This is a genomic window from Streptomyces sp. HM190 (genome assembly GCF_009857135.1).
Classification (GTDB): domain Bacteria; phylum Actinomycetota; class Actinomycetes; order Streptomycetales; family Streptomycetaceae; genus Streptomyces; species Streptomyces heilongjiangensis.
In genome coordinates this window covers 3,945,023-3,970,365 of record NZ_CP047318.1, presented here as the reverse complement: position 1 = coordinate 3,970,365, position 25,343 = coordinate 3,945,023, and the positions used below count along the sequence as shown (strand labels likewise).

23 protein-coding genes are annotated in these 25,343 nt (G+C 73.3%); 10 read left to right on the top strand and 13 right to left on the bottom strand.

The genetic code is table 11. From position 1 onward, the window contains the following. Positions 1-3: 3 nt before the first annotated feature. Entirely contained in the window at positions 4-1,275 is a 1,272-nt protein-coding gene (locus tag GSY65_RS16765) for a Cmx/CmrA family chloramphenicol efflux MFS transporter (protein WP_159769261.1), read from the bottom strand. Positions 1,276-1,362: 87 nt separating this feature from the next. Next, positions 1,363-2,031 (bottom strand): HD domain-containing protein, encoded by a 669-nt coding sequence (locus tag GSY65_RS16760; protein WP_159769258.1) that lies wholly within the window; start codon positions 2,029-2,031, stop codon positions 1,363-1,365. Between the two features lie 59 nt (positions 2,032-2,090). Here GSY65_RS16760 and GSY65_RS16755 point away from each other — a divergent pair, with 59 nt between their 5' ends. Next, on the top strand, positions 2,091-2,762 hold the full coding sequence (locus tag GSY65_RS16755; protein ID WP_159769255.1) for a maleylpyruvate isomerase family mycothiol-dependent enzyme: 672 nt from the start codon (positions 2,091-2,093) through the stop codon (positions 2,760-2,762). Positions 2,763-2,772: 10 nt separating this feature from the next. Here GSY65_RS16755 and GSY65_RS16750 read toward each other — a convergent pair whose 3' ends face one another. Further along, the gene (locus GSY65_RS16750; RefSeq protein WP_328707531.1) at positions 2,773-2,985 is read right to left on the bottom strand and encodes a DUF397 domain-containing protein; all 213 of its coding nucleotides are present in this window, start codon (positions 2,983-2,985) and stop codon (positions 2,773-2,775) included. Between the two features lie 34 nt (positions 2,986-3,019). Then, a complete protein-coding gene (locus GSY65_RS16745) occupies positions 3,020-3,883 on the bottom strand; it encodes a helix-turn-helix domain-containing protein (RefSeq protein WP_201452564.1) in 864 nt (287 codons plus the stop codon). 188 nt (positions 3,884-4,071) lie between these two features. On the opposite strand from GSY65_RS16745, the gene GSY65_RS16740 reads away from it, so the two are divergent. Next, the gene (locus tag GSY65_RS16740) at positions 4,072-4,785 is read left to right on the top strand and encodes a copper homeostasis protein CutC (RefSeq protein ID WP_159769249.1); all 714 of its coding nucleotides are present in this window, start codon (positions 4,072-4,074) and stop codon (positions 4,783-4,785) included. Between the two features lie 255 nt (positions 4,786-5,040). Further along, on the top strand, positions 5,041-5,547 hold the full coding sequence (locus GSY65_RS16735) for a hypothetical protein (protein WP_159769246.1): 507 nt from the start codon (positions 5,041-5,043) through the stop codon (positions 5,545-5,547). A gap of 60 nt (positions 5,548-5,607) precedes the next feature. On the opposite strand, the gene GSY65_RS16730 is transcribed toward GSY65_RS16735, so the two are convergent. Then, positions 5,608-6,393, bottom strand: a complete 786-nt coding sequence (locus GSY65_RS16730) for an NPP1 family protein (RefSeq protein WP_159769243.1) — start codon at positions 6,391-6,393, stop codon at positions 5,608-5,610. A gap of 437 nt (positions 6,394-6,830) precedes the next feature. Here GSY65_RS16730 and GSY65_RS16725 point away from each other — a divergent pair, with 437 nt between their 5' ends. After that, positions 6,831-8,075, top strand: coding sequence for a trypsin-like serine peptidase (locus tag GSY65_RS16725; protein WP_159769240.1), 1,245 nt, complete (start codon positions 6,831-6,833; stop codon positions 8,073-8,075). Between the two features lie 69 nt (positions 8,076-8,144). Here GSY65_RS16725 and GSY65_RS16720 read toward each other — a convergent pair whose 3' ends face one another. Beyond that, a complete protein-coding gene (locus GSY65_RS16720) occupies positions 8,145-10,109 on the bottom strand; it encodes a HelD family protein (protein WP_443043295.1) in 1,965 nt (654 codons plus the stop codon). Positions 10,110-10,557: 448 nt separating this feature from the next. On the opposite strand from GSY65_RS16720, the gene GSY65_RS16715 reads away from it, so the two are divergent. Then, complete coding sequence (locus GSY65_RS16715; protein WP_159769234.1) at positions 10,558-10,758, top strand: hypothetical protein; 201 nt, start codon at positions 10,558-10,560, stop codon at positions 10,756-10,758. Between the two features lie 346 nt (positions 10,759-11,104). Here GSY65_RS16715 and GSY65_RS16710 read toward each other — a convergent pair whose 3' ends face one another. Beyond that, the gene (locus GSY65_RS16710) at positions 11,105-12,751 is read right to left on the bottom strand and encodes a DNA repair helicase XPB (protein ID WP_159769231.1); all 1,647 of its coding nucleotides are present in this window, start codon (positions 12,749-12,751) and stop codon (positions 11,105-11,107) included. Between the two features lie 169 nt (positions 12,752-12,920). On the opposite strand from GSY65_RS16710, the gene istB reads away from it, so the two are divergent. Beyond that, a complete protein-coding gene (gene istB, locus GSY65_RS16705) occupies positions 12,921-14,378 on the top strand; it encodes an IS21-like element helper ATPase IstB (protein ID WP_201452562.1) in 1,458 nt (485 codons plus the stop codon). A gap of 1 nt (position 14,379) precedes the next feature. On the opposite strand, the gene GSY65_RS33295 is transcribed toward istB, so the two are convergent. Both GSY65_RS33295 and GSY65_RS16700 read right to left on the bottom strand, forming a co-directional pair. Continuing rightward, complete coding sequence (locus GSY65_RS33295; protein ID WP_201452561.1) at positions 14,380-14,556, bottom strand: hypothetical protein; 177 nt, start codon at positions 14,554-14,556, stop codon at positions 14,380-14,382. A 279-nt stretch (positions 14,557-14,835) separates the two neighbouring features. After that, the gene (locus GSY65_RS16700) at positions 14,836-17,550 is read right to left on the bottom strand and encodes a helicase-associated domain-containing protein (RefSeq protein WP_159769225.1); all 2,715 of its coding nucleotides are present in this window, start codon (positions 17,548-17,550) and stop codon (positions 14,836-14,838) included. Positions 17,551-17,728: 178 nt separating this feature from the next. Between GSY65_RS16700 and GSY65_RS16695 the strand changes: the two genes are divergently transcribed. Together GSY65_RS16695 and GSY65_RS16690 are read left to right on the top strand one after the other, a co-directional pair. After that, positions 17,729-18,781 (top strand): hypothetical protein, encoded by a 1,053-nt coding sequence (locus GSY65_RS16695; protein ID WP_159769222.1) that lies wholly within the window; start codon positions 17,729-17,731, stop codon positions 18,779-18,781. 114 nt (positions 18,782-18,895) lie between these two features. Beyond that, entirely contained in the window at positions 18,896-19,507 is a 612-nt protein-coding gene (locus GSY65_RS16690) for an HAD family hydrolase (RefSeq protein WP_159769219.1), read from the top strand. A 21-nt stretch (positions 19,508-19,528) separates the two neighbouring features. Here GSY65_RS16690 and GSY65_RS16685 read toward each other — a convergent pair whose 3' ends face one another. Together GSY65_RS16685 and GSY65_RS16680 are read right to left on the bottom strand one after the other, a co-directional pair. Beyond that, on the bottom strand, positions 19,529-19,780 hold the full coding sequence (locus GSY65_RS16685) for a hypothetical protein (protein ID WP_159769216.1): 252 nt from the start codon (positions 19,778-19,780) through the stop codon (positions 19,529-19,531). 449 nt (positions 19,781-20,229) lie between these two features. Further along, positions 20,230-20,883, bottom strand: coding sequence for a cutinase family protein (locus GSY65_RS16680; RefSeq protein WP_159769213.1), 654 nt, complete (start codon positions 20,881-20,883; stop codon positions 20,230-20,232). A 298-nt stretch (positions 20,884-21,181) separates the two neighbouring features. Between GSY65_RS16680 and GSY65_RS16675 the strand changes: the two genes are divergently transcribed. Then, a complete protein-coding gene (locus GSY65_RS16675) occupies positions 21,182-22,633 on the top strand; it encodes a helix-turn-helix domain-containing protein (protein ID WP_236579826.1) in 1,452 nt (483 codons plus the stop codon). Positions 22,634-23,272: 639 nt separating this feature from the next. Further along, on the top strand, positions 23,273-23,656 hold the full coding sequence (locus tag GSY65_RS34515; protein WP_055521981.1) for a cold-shock protein: 384 nt from the start codon (positions 23,273-23,275) through the stop codon (positions 23,654-23,656). Between the two features lie 43 nt (positions 23,657-23,699). Here the strand turns inward: GSY65_RS34515 and GSY65_RS16665 are convergent, their stop codons facing one another. Both GSY65_RS16665 and GSY65_RS16660 read right to left on the bottom strand, forming a co-directional pair. Next, positions 23,700-24,620: a 1,4-dihydroxy-6-naphthoate synthase gene (locus GSY65_RS16665; RefSeq protein ID WP_201452803.1), complete on the bottom strand. Its 921-nt coding sequence runs from the start codon at positions 24,618-24,620 to the stop codon at positions 23,700-23,702. Next, the gene (locus GSY65_RS16660; RefSeq protein WP_159769210.1) at positions 24,583-25,335 is read right to left on the bottom strand and encodes a futalosine hydrolase; all 753 of its coding nucleotides are present in this window, start codon (positions 25,333-25,335) and stop codon (positions 24,583-24,585) included. The genes GSY65_RS16665 and GSY65_RS16660 overlap by 38 nt, the downstream gene beginning before the upstream one ends. Between the last annotated feature and the right edge of the window lie 8 nt (positions 25,336-25,343).

Genomic DNA, 25,343 nt, shown 5'->3' with positions numbered 1-25,343 from the left:
ACCCTACGCCGAGGCCGGCACTTTCGCAGGGTTAGTGCCCGTTTCCGCGATCCGTGACGGGCCCGTACGCCGGTGCATCCGCAGCGACACCGCCGTGATGCCGATGGCGGTCGCGGTGAGGGCGCCGCCCGCCCAGGCGGTCGACGTGAACCCGAACCCCGCGTCGATGACCGTGCCGCCCAGCCAGGGCCCGCCGGTGTTGCCGAGGTTGAACGCGGCGGTCGTCGTGGCACCGGCGAGGGTGGGGGCCGCCCCGGCGACGTCGAACATGCGGGCGTTGAGCGCGGGCGCCGTGTAGAAGGCGGAGACGCCGAGGAGGAAGGAGAGCAGGACGGCGGCGACCGCGTACGAGGCGAGGAGCGCCAGCGCGACCAGGAGGACGGTGGAGGCGGCGATGCCGGTGAGCAGCACCCCGAAGAGGTGCGCGTCGGCGATCCGCCCGCCGACGGCCGTACCGGTCAGCGCCCCGACCCCGAACAGCGCGAGGACCGTCGGCACCCAGCCGTCGTCGAGCCCGGCGACATCCGAGAGCAGCGGCGCGAGATAGCTGAACGCGCAGAACACACCGCCGGCGGCGAGCGCCACGACGGCGATGGAGAGCCAGACCTGCGGCTCGCGGTAGATGCGGGCCTCGGCGCCGAGCCGGGGCCGCTCGGCGGGCAGCGGAATGGCCGGGACGAGCGCGGCGACCCCGGCCAGGGCGGTCGCCGACGCCACGGCGACCGCCCAGAACGCCGACCGCCACCCGAAGTGCTCCCCGAGGAACGCGCCCGCCGGAACGCCCAGCACGTTGGCGATCGACAACCCGCCGATCATGATCGCGAGGGCGCGGGCCCGCGCGGTGACGGGCACCATGGCGACGGCGACGGCCGCCCCCACCGCCCAGAACCCGGCGCACGCCAGCGCGCTCACGACGCGTGAGGCGAACAGCACGGCGTAGTTCGGGGCGAGCGCGCCCGCGACCTGGCCCACGCCGAAGACGCTGATCAGCGTGATGAGCGTCGTCCTGCGCGGCAGTCGCAGCGTCGCCACGGCCAGCAGCGGCGCCCCGACGACCATGCCGATCGCGAACGCGGAGATGAGGAGCCCGGCCCGCGGGATCGACACGTCCATGTCCTCGGCGATCGGCGGCAGCAGCCCCGACAGCATGAACTCACTGGTACCGAGCGCGAAGACGGCGAGCCCGAGGACGTAGACGGAGAGGGGGACGCGGGCACCGCCGGGCTGGGGAGCGGGACGGTGAGGGGAGCGGTCTGCGGCGGCGTCGGAGGACATATAGAGGGCAAACCGGGGGCGTGGCGGCGGCATTCCCGGGGCGAACCCCGCCGCCCGTCGTGTTCCCCGGTACCGACGGCCGATACCTCACTCGGGGGACAGGGATTCCAGCTCTGCCCGCAGGTTGGCGCGGGCCCGTTCCTCCCACTCCCGCTGCCCGTACGGCGTCCGGAAGAGGCGGGGCAGGGCGAGGAGGTGGCGCAGGACGGCCGCCCGGCCCTCGCGGAAGGCGTCGTCGGGCACGAAGCCGTACTCCTCGCGGACGGCGGCGGCGTACGCGGCGTACGCGTCCGGGGGCGAGGCGAGGACCGCGAGGTCGGCGTCGCACAGGACCTGGCCGTTGGCGTCGTCGTCCGCCGGGTCGTGGGAGACGGTGAGCCGGACCAGCCGGGCCACCTCCGCGACCTTCTCCGCCGGCACCCCGGCCTCGGGCAGCGCCCGCTCGGCGAGCCGCGCGGACCGCTCCTCGTTCGTCGACCGCTCCGGCAGGTAGACCGCGTCGTGGAACCACGCGGCCAGCCGCACGAGGGCCGGGTCCGCCGCGTACTCCTCCAGCAGGTCGACGCGGTCCAGCACCGCCGTGAGGTGATCGAGGGTGTGGTACTTCCGCTGGGGCTCGGACCACCGCTTGATCAGGTTCGCCGCGTACGGGAGCGGGCTCGGGTGACCCGCCTCGCCAGGGACCTCGGCACGGGCGTCGTCACGGGCCGGGAGCAGGGCCTGGAGCCAGCGGGATTCCAGCGGGTCGTGGGACATGGGGGCATTGTGCCGTGGGAGGGGGACATCGGGGCGCCCCGCCTCCTAGCGTGGGGGCCATGACTGTCGCTGATGTGCACGAGGTGCGGGATCCCGGGCTGCCGGGGCGGTTGCTGGCGGCCGAGCGGGATGTGCTGGTGCCGTTGTTGCGGGGCCGGGCGGAGAACGACTTCGGGGCGGAGACCTGCTGCCCCGGGTGGACGGTGCGGGATGTGCTCGCGCACTGTTCGGCCGCCCTGTCGCGGGTGGTGGAAAGGCGCTTCGAGAAGGGCGTGTTCAGCCCCGAGTCGAACGACCGGGACATCGCCGAGCGGGCGGACTGGTCCGTCGGGCAGATCGTGGACGAGCTGGAGCGCGGGATGACCGACGCCGGTCCCGTCATCGCCGACGCCGGCGGCGTCCTGGACGGCGTCGCCCTCGGGGAGTGGGTGCACGCCGGGGACGTGCGGGACGCCTGGGGGCTCCCCGGCGCGTACGGCGGCTCCCAACTCGGTCTGGCCGTGGACCTGTTGTCCCACCTCACCCGTACGCGCGGCACGCGTCCCCTCCACGCCGACCTCGACGACGCGGACGAGCCCCTCCTGCTGGGCGCCCCCAGCGGCGACGCCCCGCCCGCGCGCTACATCGGCGACGCCCCGACGCTCGTACGGCTCTACTCCGGCCGCCCGCTCACCACCGCGACGTACGAGCTGGCCGGGGCGACGCCCGCCGAACTGAACCTCTTCGACTGACCGATCGCTCTCAGGGAAGCTCCCGGCCCGCCGCCGCGACGAAGGCCGACCAGGCGGTGGCGCCGAGGAGCAGCACACCGCCGGCGGGGTTCTTGCTGTCGCGGACGGGGACGACGCCGGGGAGGTCGTCGGAGACTTCGAGGCATTCGTCGGGCTCGCCGCCGCTGTGGCTCGACTTCCGCCAGGAGAGGGCGGCGCCGGTGAAGTCGCCGGCGACCTCCACGCATTCGTCCGACGTGCCTGCGCTGTAGCTGCTCTTACACCAGGTCGCGGTCCTCAGATCGGGAGCGGTACGCATCCTCGTACTCCTTGGCCGCCTGCTCGATCAGGTCGAGGGACGCGGCAGGCGACAGCGCCGCACCCCCGAGCAGATCGTAGGTCAGTGTGGAGCGGGTCACCACAGTCGGATCGTCGAAGAGGCGTCCCGTTTCGGCCCCTTGGGAGTACATCACCGGTGGCGCATCCTCGAAGGTCATCAGCTTGAAGACGCCTCCCACCCCGGCGTTCGCCCCCTCCGCCAGCGGTAGCACCTGCACGATGATGCGGTTGCGTCGGACCATCGCGGCGATGTGCCGGAGTTGCTCCGCCATCACCACCGGGCCGCCCACAGGGCGTCGTAGCACCATCTCGTCCAGGACCGCCCAGTACCGCGGCCTCCTCGGGTCGTCGAAGATGTGCGCGCGGGCCTTGCGGGCGGAGACCCGCTCCTCCACCACGTCCTCCGTCAGGACGGGGTCGTACGCTCGCACGACCGCCCGCGTATACCCGGCCGTCTGGAGCAGTCCCGGTACCAGGATCGGCGCCCAGTCCTTGATCGTGCGGGCCAGGCCCTCGAACTCCACCACGTCCGCGAAGTGATGCTCGTACGGGGAGTTCCGTGCCGCTTCCACGTTCCGCGTGAAGAACCCGTCCGTCTGGAGCAGTTCGTCCGCCATCCTCGCGAACTCCGGCCGCATCCGCCGTACCCCCGCCTCCAGCATCCCCACGTACGCCCCGCTGATGAACAGCGCCGCCCCCAGCTCCTCCTGGGTCATGCCCGCACGCTCGCGGCGGTGGCGGAGTTCCGCGCCGTACAGGGCGCGGGTGGACTGCGACGGGTCGAGGGTCTTCGTGTTGCTCATGGGACGACGTCCTCCTCTGACAGCCGGTTCTGTTGGGCCTGCGCCGGTCCCGAGGGTAGATGCGGAGCGTGGTCGGCCGTACGCGAATCGTGAGAGGGCGGTCCAACGGGCGGGTTTGTTGGTAAATTGGACTAGACCTATTGCTGCCCGCTGTCGTCTTACGCCGTACCCGAATCGGAAGGGGCCCCATGGCCACGCCCGTCCTCCTTGAGGTCATCGCCCTGGACGCCAGGGACGCCGTCGCCGCGCAGACCGGCGGAGCCGACCGGCTGGAGCTGGTCGCCGACATGCGGGCCGACGGGCTGTCGCCGACCGTGCGGACGTTCGTCGAGGTGCGGGCCGCCGTGGACATCCCGGCGCGGGTGATGCTGCGGCTCACCGACGGGTTCGCGGCGGGGGACCTGGACGCGCTCGTCCGGGTCGCCTGCGACATGCGCGCCGCCGGGGCGGAGGAGTTCGTGCTGGGGTTCCTCGACCCGCGTGGCGACCCCGATCTGCCTGTCCTGGAACGCCTGGTCGCCGAGCTGGACGGCTGCCGCTGGACCTTCCACCGCGCCATCGACCGCGCCGCCGACCGCGACGCCCTGCGCAGGCGGCTCGCGGACCTGCCGGGGCTGGACACGTATCTCACGGCCGGCTCGGGGGACGGTGTCGACGCCGGACTGCCGACCCTGCTCGCGGAGGCCGCCCGGCGCGGCGAGCCCGGCTACGCACCGCGGCTCATGGTCGGCGGTGGTCTGCGCCTGGACCACCTGCCCCGCCTCGGCGCCGCCGGGCTGGACGCCTTCCACATCGGCGGCGCCGCCCGCCCCGGCGGCTGGGACACGCCCGTCGACGCGGACGCCGTACGGGAGTGGCGGGCCGCGCTCGACGCGGGCGTCGGCAGCGCCGTGGCGTACTGAGGGCGCGATCCTCCTCGCGGGTCCGCCGCCAACGCGGCTGTCCGGCCCGGCCGCCGGGCGCCTCGCGCGTCCGCTCCATGTCGCCTGCGCGGTGGGTTCCTTGCTCTGGCGCCGTGGCCGACCGGCACTACCGGTCGGCGGGTCCGCGGCATACGATCCGCGGACTCCTTCTAGCCGAGTGGGTGGAGCAGTGGGCGGGGAAAGGCAGCCGGGGCAGGCACCACGGCCACGGCGGGTCCGGCGGGCGGGGGTCTCTTGATCGCCATCGCCGTGACCGGGCACAGGGACCTCACCGAGGCGAGCGTTCCCCTCGTGCGGCGGGTCCTGCGGGAGTTCCTCGGGCCGTACGCGGCGGAGGGGATCACCGGGCTCTCGTGTCTCGCCGACGGCGCCGACTCCCTGTTCGCTGAGGCGGTCCTCGCGCTCGGCGGCCGGCTGGTCGCGGTGATCCCGGCGCGGGACTACCGGGAGCGCCAGGTCGGCGACGTGCAGGGCGCGACGTTCGACCGGCTGATCGCGGCCGCGGCCGAGGTGCTCGTCCTCGGCCACGACAGCGCGGGCGGGCAGGCGTACGAGGACGCCAACCGCGAACTGGTCCGGCGGGCGCACCGGTTGGTCGCCGTCTGGGACGGCGAGACGTCCACGGCGCAGGGAGGCACCGCCACGGCCGTGGCCGCCGCCCGCCGCGCGGGCCTGCCCCTGCACGTCGTCTGGCCGGCCGGCGCGAGCCGCGCGACCGGGGGCCGCGCCCGGCGGACGTGAGCCGGGCGCGGCCCTGACACCACCGGCTCCGCTACGCGTACGGGGATACCACCGGCTCCGCTACGCGTACGGGTCGAAGGCGATGCCCGCCGGCTTCGCCTTCTCCAGGTTCGACTCGAAACTGCCGTCCTTCAGGCCGAAGTTGGCGCTGCCGAAGTCGTGGGCGACGAGCTTCTCGCGGACGCCCGCCGGGTAGCCGTTCCAGCCGACGAGCGGCGGGTACTGCCAGGTGCCCTTGTGGTTCTCCGGCGGTTCGTCGCCCGAGCCCGCGAGGCGGAAGCAGTGCGTGCGGATGCCGTCCTTGTGGTAGACGATCTTGGCGTGGGTGCCGTCCCAGCGGACCGCCGACGCCGGGTGCACGCTGAAACCACCGTGCGCGGACGTCGACACGTACTGGGCGGTGCCGTTCTGCACCCAGACGGCCACGTGCTCCCAGTCGTGGCGGTGGCCACCGATGCTGCTGCCGGCCACCGCCTGGTCCTTCTCGAAGTAGAGGTCGTACAGGATCGCGCACCAGCCGTTGTTGCACTTGGAGCGCGCGTAGCCGTTGGTGTTGTCCAGGTCGGACGCGTCCCGGCAGCTGCCGTTGAGCGCGCCGGTGGGCTTGAGGCCGCCGTTGACCGTGCCGTCCGGGCCGATCGCCGGGGTCGAGTAGCAGCCGTCGGTGTCGTAGTCGTAGGCGGGCTGCCAGGTCCTCTCCAGGGCCTCCGCGTTGGCGGGCAGGGCTCCGGGCGGGGCCGCGTACGCGCTGCCGGCCACGCCGACGACCAGGGCGAGGGCGCCGCCGACGGTGAGCACGGATCTCTTCAGACGACGGGACCTGCCGGAGCGGGGGGTTGTCTTCACTGCGACCTCCTGATGGACCGCGGCGCGGGGCACGCCCGGGGGCCGGGGTGGGGCACGCCGAGCGGGGGATGGCATGCGCAGGTCAGATTGGCGCTACTGGCCGGTAGTGCACAAGGGGCCGGAGGTGTCGGAGTGATGAAGAATCAAAGGCTGTGAAGACCCTGTGAGTTGTCCGGGCCGTGCGGGTCGGGCGGACGAAGTGGGCGGACGAGATGGGTGGGGTGGGCGAGGCGGGCCAGGCGGACGGGGTGGGTGAGGGGCGGCGCCGGGCGGCGTGATGTCACATCACGGATCGATATCCGCCACGTAGTTGTTGTGTGCGAAGTCGCCGCGGGAGCCGTCCCGGCGATCACCCCGGCCCTGTCCCGCATGCATAGTGGGGTCCGTCCCGGCCAAGCCGGGGCATGACAAGTTTCAGTCACAGGGGGAACGGCTCCATGCCATTCATACGTCGCCGCGGTCTCACGGCCGCCGCCGCCGTGATCGCCGCGGTCATGGTCACCACCACCGCGTGCAGCAAGTCCGACGAGGCCGGGGCGAAGTCCTCGGGCGGGTCGACCGCCCGGGCGGACGTCGACACCGGCGAAGACGAGGGCGGGGGCGACACGACCATCGGCGGCTTCAAGCTGCCCGAGGGCGTGCCCACCGAACTCTCCGGTGACGCGCTGCAGAAGTGGAAGAGCGGCGGCTGGCAGGACTTCGACGACTGGGCCTCCAAGGCGGAGGACTTCGCCAACCCCTACATCGAGAACTTCTGGACCCCCGAGCGCATCGCCGAGGCCAGGGCCCAGATGCCGACGCGGCTGCCGGAGATCGCCGACGCCGGCAACGTCTCCAAGGGGTCGGGCAAGACCACCAAGGTCTGGCTGCCCGACGGCTCGGTGAAGCGGCAGAACGCCTCCAAGGTCAAGGCGACCTACCACAAGAACGCCGCCCCCGTCGGCAAGCTCTTCTTCACCACCCCCCAGGGGTCCAGCGTCTGTTCGGCGGCCGTGGTGAAGGACCCGGCCCACCCCGGCAAGTCCAACCTCGTGTGGACCGCCGGGCACTGCGTCCACGCGGGCAAGGGCGGCGGCTGGTACCGCAACATCGCCTTCGTCCCGTCCTTCAACAACACCGCCAAGCTGAACATCAGCCAGGCCTCCGCCAACTACCGAGCGAGCAACGTCTCCCCGTACGGCCTGTTCTGGGCCGACTGGGCCACCACCTCCGGCTCCTGGATCAAGGGCGGCAGTGCCAGCCAGGGCACCGTGGCCGCCGCGTACGACTACGCCGTGCTGCACGTGAAGCCGGAGAAGGGCGCCAAGTCGCTGGAAGAGCGCGTCGGTTCGGCGCTCCCGGTGTGGTTCGACGCCCCGGCCGCCAACAAGGTCAAGAACATGAAGGTGCGCGGCTACCCGGCCGAGGCCCCGTACGACGGCTCGAAGATGTACCACTGCCAGGGCGCGACCAAGCGTTTCGTCCTCGGCCACAGCTACCCGAGCGACTACCCGGCCCAGTACATGGTCGGCTGCACCATGAACGGCGGCGCCTCCGGCGGCCCCTGGTTCATGATCCACAACGGCCGTACCTACCTGGTCTCCAACAACTCGCTGAGCGACCGCTCCTCGTTCATCACCGGCCCGCGGCTGGGGAAGAACGCCAAGGAGGTCTACCTGGCCACCAGCAACAAGTTCAAGTAGGCCGGCGCGCGTGGAGCGGCCCCCGGTGACCTCGGTCGCCGGGGACCGCCCCATGTCCCGGGGCGGGGATCAGGCCAGCTGCGGCGGCAGCGGGGCCGCGTGCGTCACGATCAGACCCGACACCGCGCGGGTGAGCGCCACGTACAGGCGCCGCAGCCCGGTCCGCTCGTCGGGCTCGCCGTCGACCACCGCCCGCGGCTCGTCCAGCACCACGTAGTCGTACTCCAGGCCCTTCGCGAGCGACGCCGGCACGAGGGTGAGGCGCGTCTCGTACGTCGTCTCCTCACCCGGTGCGAGATAGCCGATCCCCGCCGCGGTGAGCGCCTCGGCCAGCGCGGGGACGCGCGCGTCGGCGGCGATCAGACCGACCGACCCCTCGTTGCGCAGCAGTTCCTCGCAGGCGGCGACCACCCGTGCGTCGTCCCCGACGGGCCGCACGTCGAAGAAGCCGGGGTTCTCCCGGACGGAGGCCACCGGCGTCAGACCGGGCGCGATGTGGGGCAGCAGCCGGGAGGCGTAGGTGATGACGTCGGTCGGCACCCGGAAACCGGCGGTCAGCTCCTCGATGTGCGCCTCGGCCTTGCCCAGGTGGGCCAGGGCCTCCTGCCAGCTCCGGGTCGCCCACGGGGTGGTGCCCTGCGCGAGGTCGCCGAGGACGGTCGCCGAGCCGGTGGTGCAGCGGCGGCCGACCGCCCGGTACTGCATGGGGGACAGGTCCTGCGCCTCGTCGAGGACGACATGGCCGAGGGAGTGCGTGCGCTGCACCAGGTCGGTGGCCTCGTCGATCAGCACGGCGTCGGCGGCGGACCACTTGGCGGACTTCACGCTCCGCGCCGGCTTCGCCCACAGGATCGTCTTCTGCTCGTCGTCGGTGAGGACGCCCTCGGCGTGCTCGGCGAGGAAGTCGGCGTCGGTGAGCAGCCGCAGGACCAGCCTGGCCGGGTCGACGGGCGGCCAGATCGCCTTCACGGCCGCCTTCACGGCGGTGTTGCGGGCCACCGCGTCCTGCACCCGGTCGTCGGGCGCCTCACCGGACCGTTCCATCTGCACCAGCACCGCGTGCGCGATCCGCTGCGGCAGGGCGTCGCGGGCGGCGCCGTAGCGGATGTCCCGGTCCAGCAACTCCTTGACGATGGCCTCCAGTTCGTACGCCGGGACACGCCAGCGGCGCGACCCCCGTACGACCACGACGGGCTCCGTGGGCAGGGTGACGTGCGAGCGGACGGCACGGCGGAGCACCTCGGCCATCCGGGCGTCGCCCTTGACGACGGCGGCGGCCGCCTCGTCCGTCCCCCGCACCTCCACGTGGGCCACCAGGTCGTCGACGGTGGCCTGCTTGACCTCCAGCTCGCCCAGCGCCGGGAGCACCTGCTCGATGTAGTGCAGGAAGGAGCGGTTCGGTCCGATGACGAGGGTGCCGGTGCGGGAGAGACGCTCACGGTGGGCGTACAGGAGGTAGGCGACCCGGTGCAGGCCGACGGCGGTCTTTCCGGTGCCGGGGCCGCCCTGGACGCAGAGGCTGCCGGACAGGTCCGAGCGGACGATCTCGTCCTGTTCGGGCTGGATCGTGGCGACGATGTCCCGCATCGGGCCCACGCGGGGGCGCTCGATCTCCTGCTGGAGCAGCCTGCTGGTGGCGGCCGCCTCGGCGGGGTCGGAGAGGTGCTCGTCCTCGTACGCGGTGAGGTCGCCGCCGGTGTAGCCGAAGCGGCGGCGCAGCCCGACGTCCATCGGGTCCTTCTTGGACGCCCGGTAGAACGGCTGCGACACGGGGGCGCGCCAGTCGATCACCATCGGGTCGCCGTCCGCGTCGTGCACGTGCCGGCGCCCGATGTAGAACCTCTCCCCCTCGGCACCCTCCGCCCGGTCGGCGCCGGGGGCGTGCAGGTAGTCGAGGCGGCCGAAGAAGAGCGGGGTGTCGCTCAGGTCGGCGAGGGCCTTGATCCGGTCGTCGATCTGGCGCGCGAGCACCTCCGCGTTCACCCAGTTCGCGGTCACGTCCCGGATGTCCAGCGACTCCACGTCCTCCCGCATGGCGCGCAGCGCGGAGCGGGAGGCGGCCAGATGGTCGCGTTCGCGGGTGAGGGGGTTGACGTCTCCGTCGGCGGGCGCGGACAAGGAAGTGCCTCCGAGGGCCTACGGGATCCACGGGATCCGGTGGTGGGGTGGGGTGAGCCGACCGGTTTCCGTCCGGGCGGCGGCGCTCCACGAGCGGGAGGCGGGCAAGGGCGGAGAGTGTAGGCGAGACGAGGGGGAGAGGGCCAACGGATTTCGGTCCGCCCGCCCGTACCTCCCCAAGAGCGGGTGTCCGGCCGCGGTACTTCACGACCTCACGGGGCGCCGGGGTCCTGTCGCCGTACCCCTAGGGGGTGGGTACGCCGCGGGTACCAGGGGGCGGCACGACCTGAGGGTGAGGGGAATGCTCAGCCGGTTCAATCCACAGACCGACGCCATCCACAGGCGGACGTTCCACCATGGATACATGAGTGCAGCGACCTTCCACCCAGCCTCGGCAGCCGGCCGGCCCGGTCCGCCTCACGGTGCGACCGGCCTCGACGACCGTCACCCCCGCCACCGCTTCGCGGACGCCCTCCGGGCCGTCAAGGTCTTCGTGGGCGCCGCCTTCGGCGTGATCGTGCTCGGGGAGTACGCGGAAGAAGCGGGCATACGCCGCCCCACCTGACGCGCCCCCGACGCCCACGGGACAGGCCCCGACCCCACGCGTCGGAGCCAGGGCCCGCCTGCCCCGCTCCGACTCCGAGAGCCCGCTTCGAGCCCGCCCTCTGCGCCCTCCCGGTCCCTCCCGCCCTCTGCGTCCTCTCCGTCCTCTTGCTCCACTCCGGCCCGGCGCGCCCGGCGTCCGCTGTCCGTCCCCGCACTCCGGGCAGCACCCCGCGGCGTCGGCCACCACGGCGCTCCACGCGCCCCGGAACCATCCCTCCCCCCGGCGTGGCCGGAGCCGGCCCCCCCGGGCTCCGGGCACGCCTCACCCCCGAGGGGCGGGCGGCCTCGGCTCAGGTGGCCGCAGCTCAGGCGTCGTCCGCCAGGATCTCGTCCGCGTCCATGATCCGGTAGGCGTAGCCCTGTTCGGCGAGGAAGCGCTGCCGGTGGGCGGCGAAGTCCTGGTCGATGGTGTCGCGGGCGACGACGGAGTAGAAGTGCGCCTGGTGGCCGTCGGCCTTGGGCCGCAGGACCCGGCCCAGCCGCTGGGCCTCCTCCTGGCGGGAGCCGAAGGTGCCGGACACCTGGATGGCGACGGTCGCCTCCGGCAGGTCGATGGAGAAGTTGGCGACCTTGGAGACGACCAGGACGTTGATCTCGCCCTCACGGAACGCGTCGAACAGCTTCTCGCGCTGCGCGTTCGACGTCTCGCCCTTGATCACCGGAGCGTCCAGGTGGGCGCCCAACTCGTCGAGCTGGTCGATGTACTGGCCGATGACGAGGATCTGCTGCCCCGCGAACCGGCGGACGATCGCCTCGGTCACCCGGCGCTTGGTCGCGGTCGTGGAGCAGAAGCGGTACTTCTCCTCCTGCTCGGCGGTGGCGTAGGCGAGCCGCTCGGCGTCGGTGAGGTTCACCCGGACCTCGACACAGTCGGCGGGCGCGATGTAGCCCTGCGCCTCGATCTCCTTCCAGGGCGCGTCGAACCGCTTCGGCCCGATCAGGGAGAACACGTCCGACTCCCGGCCGTCCTCACGCACGAGCGTCGCCGTCAGCCCGAGCCGCCGCCGCGCCTGGAGGTCCGCGGTGAACTTGAAGACGGGCGCGGGCAGCAGATGCACCTCGTCGTAGACGATGAGGCCCCAGTCACGGGAGTCGAACAGCTCCAGGTGCGGGTAGACACCCTTCCGCCGCGTCGTCAGCACCTGGTACGTCGCGATGGTGACGGGACGGATCTCCTTGCGGGTCCCGCTGTACTCGCCGATCTCGTCCTCGGTCAGCGAGGTCCGCTTCACCAGCTCGTGCTTCCACTGCCGGGCGGAGACGGTGTTGGTGACGAGGATCAGCGTGGTCGACTTCGCCTGGGCCATCGAACCGGCCCCCACCAGCGTCTTCCCGGCGCCGCAGGGGAGGACGACGACACCGCTGCCGCCGTGCCAGAAGTTCTCCACGGCCTGCTTCTGGTAGGGCCGCAGCGCCCAGCCGTCCTCGTGCAGCTCGATCGGGTGGGCCTCGCCGTCGACGTACCCGGCGAGGTCCTCGGCCGGCCAGCCCAGCTTCAGCAGCGTCTGCTTGATCTGCCCCCGCTCCGAGGGGTGCACGACCACGGTGTCCGGGTCGATCCGGGCGCCGACGAGCGGGGCGATCCGCTTCGACCGGAGGATCTCCTCCAGGACGGGGCGGTCGGTGGTGGTGAGGACGAGGCCGTGGGCGGGGTGCTTGCTCAGGGTGAGACGGCCGTAGCGGTCCATCGTCTCGGCGATGTCGACGAGCAGCGCGTGCGGCACCGGGTACCTGCTGAACTCGACCAGCGCGTCCACGACCTGCTCCGCGTCGTGGCCGGCGGCCCGCGCGTTCCACAGTCCCAGCGGCGTCACCCGGTAGGTGTGGATGTGCTCCGGAGCCCGCTCCAGTTCGGCGAACGGCGCGATGGCCCGACGACAGTCGTCCGCCCGCTCGTGGTCGACCTCCAGGAGCAGGGTCTTGTCGGACTGGACGATGAGTGGACCATTCACGCGCGGCACCCTTTCGTTTCGGCCAAACGTCCAGTGTGCCTGATCGTTCCGCCCTTTCGCCGGGGTCGTTCCCCTCGGCCCCTCCTCTCAGTCTTATTGGATGTCTATTCATTCCGATGAGTGGAGGGAATTCAGATATGAGGCAATGGCTCCCCAAGAATGTTGGACCGTGCAGCCATCCACGTCCGCCGACCCGGTCACCCCGTCCGTCTCCCCGCAGGGCACCACGCTCGGCTATGCCCTGTTCGCCACGCGCTGGCTCCAGGCGCCGCTGTACTTCGGTCTCGTCGCCGCACAGGGGGTGTACGTCTACAAGTTCTTCAACGAGTTGTGGACGTTAATCGTCAAGTGCGTCGGCGGCAGCGCCACCGAGAACTACGTCATGCTCGCGGTGCTCAAGCTGGTCGACGTCGTCATGATCGCCAACCTGCTGATCATGACCATCGTGGGCGGCTATGAGACCTTCGTCTCGCGCATCGGTCTGCAGGGCCACCGCGACCAGCCCGAATGGCTCTCCCACGTCAACTCCAACGTCCTGAAGGTCAAGCTCGCCACCGCCATCGTCGGCATCTCCTCCGTCCATCTGCTCCAGATGTTCGTGGACGTCCACCACACCCCCCAGCACGCGCTGCTGTGGGGCACGGTGATCCACATGGCGTTCATCGTCTCGGCGGTGCTCCTGGCGTACATGTCGGGGCCGATGCTCCGCGAGGAGAAGGGCCACGGCGCGCACCGCGTCCCGCACGGCGACCCGCGCGGTCCCGCCGACCCGGTCCCGCCCGCACCCGGGGGACCCGCCGACCCCGGTGGCGCCCACGGCCCGGCCGGCCCGGCGTGGGACCAGGAGCACGGGGCCACCGGGCCGTCCCTCCCCGCCGTCGCGGTCCTGCGCCCCGCCCCGCTGCCGATCCCGGCGCAGGCCACGGCGGACGACAAGCGCGCGGCGCGCGAGCGGGAGGCCCGCCGGCACGGGACGGCGTTCGCACGGGGCCGCGCCCGCGTCGTGCCGCCCGAGGAGGCGGGCGACATGGCGGGCGGTACGGCGAGCGAGCCGGCGGGGGAGAGCCGGGTGCGGGACGCCGGGTTCCCCGCGCGCAAGCTGCTGGAGGACTTCGACCCGGACCACCCGCGCACCTTCGACCGGCAGTTGCTGGCCCGCCTCGGGACACTGGACTTCCTCGCGGACCGGCGCAACGTCGTCTTCGTCGGCGCCCCCGGCACCGGCAAGACGCACCTCGCGATCGGGCTCGGCGTCCGGGCCTGCCGGGCGGGGAACCAGGTGCGGTTCGCCACCGCCGCGGAGTGGGCCGCGCGGCTGGCCGGGGCACGGGCCGAGGGCCGGCTCGCCGGGGAACTGTCCGCGCTGGACGACTGCCCCCTGCTGATCGTCGACGAGGTCGGCTACCTGCCCTTCGACCCCGACACCGCCCGGCTCCTGTTCCAGCTGGTCGCCCACCGCTACGAGCGGGCCTCCCTGATCGTCACCAGCGACCGCCCCCTCGGCCGCTGGGACGAGATCTTCGGCGGGGCCGCCCCGGCCATGGTGGACCGGCTCGCGCACCACGCCGACATCGTCCGCATCGAGGGGGACAGCTACCGGCTGCGCCGGGTCCCCTCGGCGGGCTGAGTCACTTCAGCAGGCTGACGTTCTGGACGAGCGGTCCCTCCACCGTGAGCCCCTCCCCGACCATCGTGCCGAGTCCGGGCAGGGGCAGGGGCAGCGGGTTGGCCGCGGCGGGCGAGGCGAGCACACCGACCAGGGCGGCTGCGGCGAGGACGCGGAGCAGTACGGGGAGGGGACCCATGCGGACCTGTGCACCTTTCGAGCGGGGACGTCGATCGCGATCGGACCCCAGGTGGCTGCCCGGCGGCCCCCGCCCCGATGCGCGCGCTCCCTCACGATCCCTCGTCGGAGGGAAAGCCGCGGACGGCCTGCATGAACGTCCGCGTACGCCAGAACGGGTGACACCGAGGCGGCGATTTGATCATGCATCGGAGGGCGGGCGCCCCAGGCCCGCTCAGGGTCATCCGGGGCCACCCGGGAGCATCCGCGGCCACCCGGGGTCATCCGGGCCCGACGCGGGTCAGATCGCGTCGTCCGCCAGCTCCGCGACACCCGTGATGCGGTGCAGCGGGAACGTCCGGACCTCGTCCGCCGTGTGGTCGTACGCCGTGACGAAGCCGCCCTCGACGCGCACCGGGGCGATGACGCGCTGGCTGGCGGAGCCCTCGGCGTTGACGTAGCCGATCCACAGGGCCTCGCCGGTGAGGACGGCGGCCTGCATCGTGGCGAGGGTCTCGGCGGAACTGGTGCGCGGCAGCGTCCCGGACGGGACCGGGGTGCCGCTCGTCCGCCGGGGCGCCGTCGACGCCAGGTCACCGGCGCGGATGGCGCGGATCGCGGCGGCCAGCAGGGTGTCGTCGGGGGTCGGCGGACCGTCCGGGACGGGCTCCGGGGCCGTGCGCGCCGGGGTGCGGTGGGCCAGGGCGCGGGTGATCAGGACGTCGCCCTCCGCGGACTCGGCGGCCGGCGCGTACCCCATCGCGCGCAGTCCCTCCAGCAGCGCCGCCGGGTCCGCCTGCGCGGCGAGCACCGTCGGCGCGAGGCGGCGCAGCCCGAGCCCCTGCGACCGCTTGTCGGCGAGGATCTCGCTGAGCATCGCGTCGTCGTCGCACCGCACGTACGCCGAGGCCGCGCCGATCCGCAGGTGCCCGTGGCGCCGTGCCACGTCGTCGATCAGGTACGCGAGCGGCTGCGGCACCGGCGTACGGGAGTGGGCCGTCAGGAAGTCATGGAGGTCGGAGGCGGTGCTACCGGCGTCCAGCGCCCGGCGCACCGACCCCGGCGTGAACCTGTAGACCGTCGCGCCACCCTTCGACTCCACGTCCGCCAGCACCCCCAGCATGTCGGCGAGCGGACGCCGCAGCGGGCCCGGCGCGACCGCCGTCAGATCCGCCTGGAGCAGCACGTGGTCGAGCGGCTCGGGCAGCAGCGGCGCGAGGAGCCGGGCGGCACGGGCCGCCGCCGCGGTCCGTTCGGCCACCGTGTCCGGGGAGGGGACGGGGGCGGCCTGGGTGGGGACGTGATGGGCGGGAAGCTTGTCGCCCGGCGTCTCCGGCAGGTCGGCGGTCGCGGCGGCCTCCGGCGGCAGGCCGAGGAGGGCCCGCCCGTGGGACGACAGCGCGCCCCGCCCGGTGATCCCGAGGGACTCGGCCTCGGAGAGCGTCCAGCGCGCCAGCCGGGAGCGCAGGTCGTCCGGCTGCCCGCCCGGCGCCTGCGGCGCCCGGCCCTGCTTCGCCGCCTGCGCCGTCTGCTCGGCCCGGACCGGCGGGTGCGCCGTCTGCGCCGTCTGCGCGGGCTGCGCGGCTCTGGTGGGGCGCTCCCAGCGCAGGCGCGCCAGAACTGAGTCGGGGGTGGCCGAGGTGCCCTCGGGGAGCCCGGCGAGCAGGGCGAGCACCCGGTGCCGGACCTCGGGCGCGGCCGAACGGTCCAGCCCTGGTCCCAGCGCCGACAGCGTGCGCTCCTTGGCGTCCCGCTCGCCGACCACGCCCGGCGTGCGGGTCGCCGCCAGCCAGGCCGACGCGAGCCGCGCCCAGCGCTCCGCCGGCGGCAGCTCCAGCCACTCGTCGTACGCGGGGGTCGCCGCGTACCGCTCGTCGGCCTCGCCGTCCGAGGCCAGCAGGCCCGCGGCGTACGCCAGTTCCACCCAGAACGCGGCGACCGGTTCCGGTACGTCGAGGGCGACGGCCGTCCGCTTCAGGTCGCGGACGCTCAGGCCGCCGGCCCGCAGCACCGCCGGGCCGCCCTCGTCCCAGTCCTTCAGCAGCTCCTCCACCGTCGCGAGCGCCGTGTACGCCTGCCCGGCCGCCGTCGCGTCCACCACCTGGGGACGGTGCGTGCCCGCCGCCTCCACGGCCGGCGGCAGCGGCTCGACCGTCCGGTGCGCCCGCCCCGACCGCAGGTGCAGGGCGACCTCGCGGGGGATGACGACCGTGCCGGGGGCGGTGGGCAGCAGCAGGCCGCGGTCGAGGAGCCAGCGCAGGTGCGGCGCCGGGTTCGCGGTGACCTGGCCGTACGGAGGCCCCCACACCAGCAGGGTCAGGACGTCCAGCGCCTCGGCGGGCGCGGTGCCGAGGAGCGCGGCCATGCGGGGCCGGTCGGTGAACAGTCCGGTGAGGGAGGCGACGGCGGACACCGAGTCGTGCGTGCGGGGCAGGCCCACGGCCGTGACGATCTCCTGCACCCGGCCCGGCGACATGCCCGCGGTCGCCTCGCCGACGGTCGGGCCCAGACCGGTGGGGGACGGGTGCTGCGGCGACGGCGCGAGCAGCTCACGTGCCGTGCGGACGAGACGGAGCCGGCTGTCGGGGCCCCACACCAGGGCCTGGTCGCGCAGCGCGCGGACCGCGTGGGGGAGGGCGGCCGTGACCGCCGGGTCGGGTTCGTCGTCCGTGCCCGCCATGAGACCGAGCAGTTCGTCGTACGGGGCCGGGTCCGAGGCCACGGCCAGGGCCTGGGCGGTCTGGAGGGCGAACCGGTCCAGGCGTTCCAGGGCGCGGACCACCGAGGCGCGGGTGCCGGCGCGGGTCGCCAGCTGCGTCAGGTCCGTCGGTACGGGGGTGATGAGGTCCGGGCGGGCCCGGAGCAGCGCGGCGAGCGAACGGTCGTCACGGCCGCGGAGCGCTTCCGCGAGCGAGCGGGGGGCTCCGCCGGGCTCGGCGGGTTCGGGTTGGCCGGGGGCCGTGCCAGCTCCGCCGGGGGGCGCCGGCTGCGTGGGGCTGTGCTCCTCGGTGCTCATCCGGCCAACGGTAGCGGAGGGGGGTGGCGGAACGGGGGGCCTGACGGCGGAGCGGGACGGGCGGTTCGGCTGGGGGGTGGGGGCGTCCGCTCAGGGGCCGGACGCCCTGGCCTGGGCGCGGCGCCGCCTCCCTCGGAAGCGATACCGTCTTCGGAGGCGTCGACCCCGGAGGGGCTTCGTGGGGATTGAGAGCGACAAGGTCGTCTACGAGTATCTGAGCCGGGTCGGTGACCTGGCCCAGCAACGACAGTTGCCGTCCGCGACCCGGATGCGTCTGGTGTCGGAGCTGCGGGACGAGATCGACCGGCGCCGGGCCAAGGCGCCGGTGGACAGCCCGGCCGCCGTCCGCCGCATCATCGCCCGCCTCGGCACCCCCGACGACATCGTCACCGCGGCGGGCGGCCCCGGCGACACGCCGCAGGAGCGGGCCGCCGTGCCCGTGCAGCGGTTGACCGGCGACGGTACGGACGAGCGCGCCAAGGGGCTCACCGGCGGTTTCCGCAGGGCCGTGCCCCGGCCGCGTCCCGCCGAACCGGCACCCCGGACCTCCCCGGACGGCGCCGCCCCGCCGCACCTCGCCCCGCTGCACGAACTCGGCGGCGGCGACGCGCAGCCCGACTGGTGGCGCGTGGGCGGCGGCGGAGGCCCCGGCGGTGTGGACATCGGGTTCGGGATCGGGGACGCGGTGCCGGGGTTCGTCGGCGGCGTGGAGATCCCCGAGCTGCTGAAGCCGCCGCCCGCGATGGACGACGGGAAGCCGGCGGACGCCGCCGCGAAGCCCGCGGTGGAGAAGGCGGCGGGCGGCGCGGGCGCGGACCCGGCGGCCGGGGACGCCCCGGCGGGCCGGTGGCGGCCCCGACTGCCCCGGCTGCGGCCGGCCGGCGGCGGATGGAGCAACCCGCTGCTGCTGCTGGCCGCCGCGCTGCTGGTCGCGGGAGCGGTCATGGGGAGCCTGGTGCCGCTGGGCCTCGGCTGGCTGATCGCCTACCTGTCACGGAAGTTGACGCCCGCGGAGTCCAAGTGGGCGGTGCTGGGCGTGCCGGGCGTGGTGGCCGCCGGGGGCATCGTGTGGCTGTGGGGGCGCAGCGACGGCAGGTGGGGGGACCCCATCGCCCGCGGCGAGATGAACGTGGCGCTCGCGGACACCTGGCCGTGGGTGCTGCGCATCGCGGCGGTCTCCTCGGCGCTGTACCTCCTCTGGCGCTCGCAACGGCCCCGCGGCGCCCGGTAGCCCGGGGGCGCGCCGCCGGTGCGGGTGGTGTGCGGTTCCGGCGCGGGGACCCGTGCGGTCAGCCCCTCCTCACCCGGGCCCGACGACGCACCCCCACCCCTTCACAATGGGCACATGGCTTCCCTCACCGTCGGCTTCGACCTCGACATGACCCTGATCGACTCGCGCCCCGGCATCCACGCCTGCTACCAGGCCCTCGCGGCGCGGACCGGGACGTACATCGACGCCGACCTGGCGATCACGCGGCTGGGGCCGCCGCTCGTGGAGGAGCTGGCCAACTGGTTCCCCGCGGAGGAAGTTCCCGCCGTCGCGGCGCTCTACCGGGAGATGTACGCGGCCATCGGGATCGAGGCGACGCCCGCGATGCCGGGCGCGCGGGAGGCGATCGCCGCGGTGCGGGCGGCCGGCGGGCGGGCCGTCGTCGTCACCGCGAAGTACGAGCCGAACGCCGAGCTGCACATCGCGCACCTCGGCATGGAACCCGACGCCGTCATCGGCGACCTGTGGGCGGAGGCCAAGGCGGGGGCGCTGCGCGAGCACGGCGCGGGCGTCTATGTCGGCGACCACGTCGGGGACGTCCGCGGCGCCCGCGCCGCCGGCGCGTACTCCGTCGCCGTGACCACCGGCCCGTGCGACGAGCGGGAGCTGCGCGAGGCGGGCGCGGACGTCGTCCTCGCGGACCTGACGGCCTTCCCCGAGTGGCTGGCCGCCCACACCCGCCGCTGACCGTCGGCCCGCCGCCGACTGTCAGCCCGCCTGCGACCGTGCCTTCCGGCGGCCCGCCGCGACGGACTGCAGGACACCCGCGCCGGCGATGAGGAAACCGACACCCATGAGCATGCTCAAACCGAACATGTAGGTGGGAAACGGAGTCGTGCCGAGGAACAGCGGGGCGACGGTGACCAGGGTGGCCACGGCGCCGGCGAAGAACACGACGGCACCGACACGGATCAGCCGGTCACCGGGTTCGGCGGAGTTCGTTTGGGTTCTGTCACGCACCGGACCAGGGTAGTTCCCCGCGCGAGGGAACGGTCCGGCGACGGGTTGTCCCCCGCTCGTCGCCGGCGACTCCACCATCGTCCACGGCGCGGTCGCCCGTCGCCCGGGGGAGGTGCCGGGGGTGCGGACGATCTCCCGGCCCGGCTCGGCGTCCGGGTCGGGACCGGCCCGTCCACCACCGTCGCCGCCACCGCCTCCGCACAGATCGCGTCGCCCGGCGGCTTTTTGGCCGTTTCGACCCCGACCATGCCGCCCGGTGGCCGGCTGACCGGCCCGTCGAGGCGCTTCACTGCATCGGCTCGCGCCGGGCGCAGGCCGTGCCCGGTCACGGCGTGCACGGCGTCGGCCTGCTCGCCGCGCTCGCGCCCGCCACCGTCCCGCGCCTCTCGGCGGCCGGGCCGGACGCACGGCCGCCGAGCAGGCCGTGCGTCCGACCCGGCCGGTCGTCGTCAGGCCCTGTTGATCCGGTCCGCCGCGAACTGTCCGCCCTGCTGCACGCTGCCGTTGCGGGTGTAGGCGAGGTGGGCGGCGAAGTTGAACCCGTTGGCGCACACCGGGTCGCCCGTGTTGCAGAACTCCTTGGCCTTCGGTCCGTAGAGGCTGCTCGCGCTGTTGATGGTCTGGCGCCCCAGGCGCAACGGGTTGCCGTAGACGACGACGGCCTTGATCCGGGGTGCCAGGGCGGTGGGGATGGTCCGGCCCCTGCCCAGGTTCGTGGGGATGCCGATGGCGATGTCGGTGACGCTGGCGCCCTGCGAGTAGCCGCCGAGCACGAAGACGGTGTCGGCGCAGTTGGCGGCGACGGACGTCACGTGGTTCGTCATGGCCGTCGCGCCCGGTCCGGCGCTGGTCTGCGAGGCGTTGGCGGCGTAGTCGACCGCGTGGGACCCGACCGTCTTCCCGGGAAGCCTGCGCTTGATGTCCTCGACCAGCGGTGCTCCCACGATGCCGAGGCCGGGGCGTTCGCCCGTCCCCCGGGCGAAGACCACCTCGACATCCGAACAGGGGGCGGCGGAGGCGTCGGACGGCAGTACCAGAGCGGCGGCGCCGGCGGTCACGGCGGCGGCGATCGACGTACGGCGCCAGAACTTGGAGACGGGCATGCGGTACCTCTTCCACGTGCGTCGGTTCGGGTGCCCCGCGTCCGCGGTCGGGAGCCGTGGGGAGGGACACAGCACGAAGGTAGGAAGCCCTTGCTCTCCGAGCATCCGTGAAATCACCAGTCCCACGAGCCTCTTGGCGGAGAGAGCGGCGGCGAGAACCGCCGGGTGCATTCCGAACACCTTTGTGGTCACTTCCGTAGTAAAAGGTGACTCCTCCACGGAGGCATCACAGAGAGTGACGGTGCGCATGGTTGTTGCGGGTGATGGGACAGAATCACCGTCCAGGGACGGCCGGGCGGTGCAGCGAGCCCGGGAGGAGTTCGAGCGGGGCCGGCGGCTCCTCCGTGACGGGCCGGTCATGGACGCCTACCACTCCCTTCTGCTGTCGGCGGACGGCTTGGAGCGGCAGGACCCCGAACTCGCCGTCGCGGCCCGGTTGAGCGCGGCCTCCGCCGCCTGGTCGGCGGGTGAACACGAGCTGTACCTGCGTGCCCTGGACGGTGCCGGCGGCTCCGGCGCGGATGCCGGGGAGTCCGCTCCCGGGTCGCGGGAGTCCGTGACGTCTCCCTGGGGCGCCTACTGCGCGGGTCTGCGCTGTGTCATGACAGGTGACTTCAGACGCGCGAACGCCTTGCTCGGTCCGGCGCTGGAGCTGTTCTCGGCACGTCACGCCACCGAGGACCTGCTCAACGCCGGGAGCGCCGCGCTGCTCCTCGGCGACATTCCCAGGGCCCGCCATGTCCTCGGCCTCGCCCTGGCGGCGGCGCGATCGGCCGGAGAAGGGGCTCTCACGACGAGCGCACTGGAACACCTTGCCTACGCTGAGCTGCGGGCGGGGCGCCACCACCAGGCCCGCGCCCACGCCGAGACCGGACTCGCGGCGGGGGCCGCGCCCGGCATGCGCAACCTCACCGCGAACCTCTCGGCCATCCTCGCCATGGTCTCCTCCATCTCCGGCGACCTCGCCACGGTGGCCGCGCACGCGCGAGCCGCGCTCGACATCGCGCACGCGCACGGCCTGTCCCAGGTCCGTACGCTCGCCGAGTGGGCGCAGGCCCGGGCCGACCTCGTCCACGGTCACCCCGAGCTCGCGGCCGCCCGGCTCTCGCTCCTCGTGCGGCCCGGCCCCCGCCGGGGCCACTTCGGCCTGTGGGTGCTGGCGGTGCCCTGCCACGTCGAGGCGACCGTGCTCGCTGAACGCAACGGTTGCGTGGACGATCTGGTCGACTTGTACGGTGCGTGGGCCGCCATGGGCGCGGATCCTCAGGCGCCCGCGGTGCTCCGCCGCTGCCGGGCACTGGTCGGGCGTGAGGACCGGAGCGAGGCGCTCTTCCTGGAGGCCCTCGACCTGCACCAGACGGCGGACGGTCCCTTCGAGCATGCCCGCACCCTGCTCGCCTTCGGTATGTGGCTGCGCCGCCGGCGGCGGCACGTGGAAGCCAGATCGCCCTTGCGGGACGCGGCCGTGGGATTCGAGGGGTGCGGTGCCTCCGCCTGGGCGAAACGCGCCCGCGACGAACTCCGCGCGGCAGGAGAGGCGACGGGCGACACCCCGCAGCCCGGCCTGATCGGCCTCCTCACGCCACAGCAGTTGCGCATCGCCCGGAAGGTCGCGCAGGGAGCGACCAACCGCGAGATCGCTTGCGAACTGGCGATCAGCACCCGCACGGTCGAATACCACCTGCGGAACGTGTTCACGCAGTTGCGAGCCCGCTCCCGCGTCGACCTCGCCCGTCTGCTGAACGACTGACGTCGGCTCAGCTCCAGCAGGACCGACGAGATCGCCTGCGACCTCGCCCACGCGCACCTTCAGGTCGCCGTCAGGGAGCCGGTGCGGGTCGCTGGTGCCGGATCACACGATCGAGGGGCGGTCTCCGTGAGACCGCCCGCGCACGACCGCGGTCCCGCCACCCTTCCGCCACCCGGCGAGAAGACCAGGTCAGACAGCGAAATCAGCACATCTTCAGAATGACGCTCCGACTGCGGCCGGTTGCTCGAAGATCTCTGAGGGAGACCCCCTCTCGCACGCGCGTGGAATCGCGCTCCGCATCGTCACCGGCACTCTCGCCGGTGACTACTCCCCGAAGGGAGAGGGGAAATTCTTCTTCACTCGATGGTTGCCTTTGCTGAGCTTGAGTGAGACACGATCGTGGAGCGCACCCGCGCTGGTCCGGACGCTGCCAGGGCTTTTGGAGTCCTCCGCGCCACGCTCCACCGGCACATTGGGTATCCCCTCACGCTTCCTGCACCACTTTCGGCCTCTGCCTTCACTGGTAGGAGCGCAGTCTCGTTTTAAGGCGTGTCCGGCTGGAGAAACCCCCGGTAGGCTGTCGCAACGGCAGATCAACGGTGTCCGGCCAGTCCGGGAGCGATCGAGGGAGTGTGTGCTTTGCCGACTGGCAAGGTCAAATGGTTCAACAGCGAGAAGGGCTTCGGCTTTCTCTCCCGTGACGACGGCGGTGACGTCTTCGTCCACTCCTCCGTACTGCCGACCGGTGTGGACAGCCTGAAGCCGGGCCAGCGCGTCGAGTTCGGCGTCGTCGCCGGTCAGCGCGGCGACCAGGCGCTCTCCGTGACGATCCTGGAGCCGGCCCCCTCGGTCGCCGCCGCCCAGCGCAAGAAGCCGGACGAACTGGCCTCGATCGTGCAGGACCTGACGACGCTTCTGGAGAACATCACGCCGATGCTGGAGCGGGGCCGCTACCCCGAGCGCACGGCCGGCAAGAAGATCGCCGGCCTGCTGCGGGCGGTGGCCGACCAGTTGGACGTGTAGCCCCCGGCCGTGGCCCCCGCCCGCGGTCTCGGGCGCGGGGCGGTCAGGGGAAGTCGAGCGCGTGCGGGCCGAGGGGCGGTACCAGTCCCTCGGCCGCCGCGCGGGTGAGCAGACCGCGGATCGCCGCGTAGCCGGCCTCGCCCAGGTCCGCCGTGAACTCGTTGACGTACAGACCGATGTGCTGGTCGGCGACGGCGGGGTCCATCTCCTGCGCGTGCGCGAGGACGTACGGGCGGGACGCCTCGGGGTCGTCCCAGGCGGCGCGGACGGACGCCCGGATGGTGTCCGCGAGTCCGCGCAGCGTCTCCTCGCCCAGCGAGCGCTTCGCGATGATCGCGCCGAGGGGAATCGGCAGACCCGTCGTCGACTCCCAGTGCTCGCCCATGTCGGCGAGCTGGTGCAGCCCGTAGTTCCGGTACGTGAACCGGGCCTCGTGGATGACGAGTCCCGCGTCGACCTCCCCGTCCCGCACGGCGGGCATGATCTCGTGGAACGGCATCACGACGATCTCGCCGACCCCGCCGGGCAGCGTGTCCGCCGCCCAGAGACGGAACAGCAGGTACGCCGTCGACCGCTCGCTCGGCACGGCCACCGTGCGCCCCGTCAGTCCCCCACTGCCGAAAGCGTGGGAGGTGCCCCCGGTGCCCGGCTCCCGCGTCAGCACCAGCGGCCCGCAGCCCCGGCCCAGCGCGCCGCCGCACGGCAGCAGCACGTAGTCGTCGAGGACGTACGGCAGGACCGCGTACGACACCTTCATGACGTCCAGGTCGCCGCCGCGCTCGGCCATGCCGTTGGTGATGTCGATGTCCGCGAACGTCACGTCCAGCGCGGGGGCGCCGGGGATCCGGCCGTGCGCCCACGCGTCGAAGACGAACGTGTCGTTGGGGCAGGGGGAGTAGGCGATCCGCACGGTGTCGGCCGCCCGCTCAGCGCTCGTGCCGCCCGTGCTGTTGCTGTGGCTCATCCGGCTCATGTGGGTTCCAACTCTCCAGTGCGGGCGTCAGCTTCCCGAAGGCCCCGGTGAGGGCGGTCAGCGCGTCGCCGATCCGCCAGGCCGCACGGTCTCGGGGGCCGACGGGGTTGGACACGGCACGCAGTTCCAGTACGGGGGTGGTGTGCGCGGCGGCCGCCTCGGCGACCCCGAAGCCCTCCATCGCCTCCGCCAGCGCGTCCGGGTGCCGGGTGCGCAGCTCCGCGGCGCGCTCGGCGCTGCCGGTGACCGTGGAGACGGTCAGCACCGTGCCGGTGCGGGCCCCGGTCGCCGCGGCGACCAGGTCCACCAGCGCCCTCGGCGGGTGATGGGTGACGGTGCCGAACCCGAGGTCGGTGACCGGGACGAAACCGGCCGGGGTCTCGGCGCCCAGGTCCGCCGCCGTGATCGCCTCGGCCAGCACCAGCGACCCGAGCGGGGCCCCCGGCTGGAAACCGCCCGCGATCCCCGCCGACACCACCAGGTCGTACGGCGCCCCGCCCAGCACCCCGGCGGTCAGCGCGGCGGAGGTGGAGGCGGCGGCGAGCGCGGGCCCCACACCGGCGGCGAGGAGGTCGTACACGGACCCGGCGGCGACATGGCGGTACAGGGACCCCGCCGGGAGGCACACCTCGGTGGACGGGCCAGGAAACGCGCGTGCCACCGCGTCCCGCTCTGCGGGGACGGCGGTGGCTACGAGGATGCGCATGGACGGCG

Excerpts from the sequence above, each read along its gene's own strand:
- GSY65_RS16765 (WP_159769261.1), bottom strand. The coding sequence starts at position 1,275 with ATGTCCTCCGACGCCGCCGCAGACCGCTCCCCTCACCGTCCCGCTCCC.
- GSY65_RS16760 (WP_159769258.1), bottom strand. The coding sequence starts at position 2,031 with ATGTCCCACGACCCGCTGGAATCCCGCTGGCTCCAGGCCCTGCTCCCG.
- GSY65_RS16755 (WP_159769255.1), top strand. The coding sequence starts at position 2,091 with ATGACTGTCGCTGATGTGCACGAGGTGCGGGATCCCGGGCTGCCGGGG.
- GSY65_RS16745 (WP_201452564.1), bottom strand. The coding sequence starts at position 3,883 with ATGAGCAACACGAAGACCCTCGACCCGTCGCAGTCCACCCGCGCCCTG.
- GSY65_RS16740 (WP_159769249.1), top strand. The coding sequence starts at position 4,072 with ATGGCCACGCCCGTCCTCCTTGAGGTCATCGCCCTGGACGCCAGGGAC.
- GSY65_RS16725 (WP_159769240.1), top strand. The coding sequence starts at position 6,831 with ATGCCATTCATACGTCGCCGCGGTCTCACGGCCGCCGCCGCCGTGATC.
- GSY65_RS16720 (WP_443043295.1), bottom strand. The coding sequence starts at position 10,109 with ATGCGGGAGGACGTGGAGTCGCTGGACATCCGGGACGTGACCGCGAAC.
- GSY65_RS16715 (WP_159769234.1), top strand. The coding sequence starts at position 10,558 with ATGAGTGCAGCGACCTTCCACCCAGCCTCGGCAGCCGGCCGGCCCGGT.
- GSY65_RS33295 (WP_201452561.1), bottom strand. The coding sequence starts at position 14,556 with ATGGGTCCCCTCCCCGTACTGCTCCGCGTCCTCGCCGCAGCCGCCCTG.
- GSY65_RS16700 (WP_159769225.1), bottom strand. The coding sequence starts at position 17,550 with ATGAGCACCGAGGAGCACAGCCCCACGCAGCCGGCGCCCCCCGGCGGA.
- GSY65_RS16690 (WP_159769219.1), top strand. The coding sequence starts at position 18,896 with ATGGCTTCCCTCACCGTCGGCTTCGACCTCGACATGACCCTGATCGAC.
- GSY65_RS16680 (WP_159769213.1), bottom strand. The coding sequence starts at position 20,883 with ATGCCCGTCTCCAAGTTCTGGCGCCGTACGTCGATCGCCGCCGCCGTG.
- GSY65_RS16665 (WP_201452803.1), bottom strand. The coding sequence starts at position 24,620 with ATGAGCCACAGCAACAGCACGGGCGGCACGAGCGCTGAGCGGGCGGCC.
- GSY65_RS16660 (WP_159769210.1), bottom strand. The coding sequence starts at position 25,335 with ATGCGCATCCTCGTAGCCACCGCCGTCCCCGCAGAGCGGGACGCGGTG.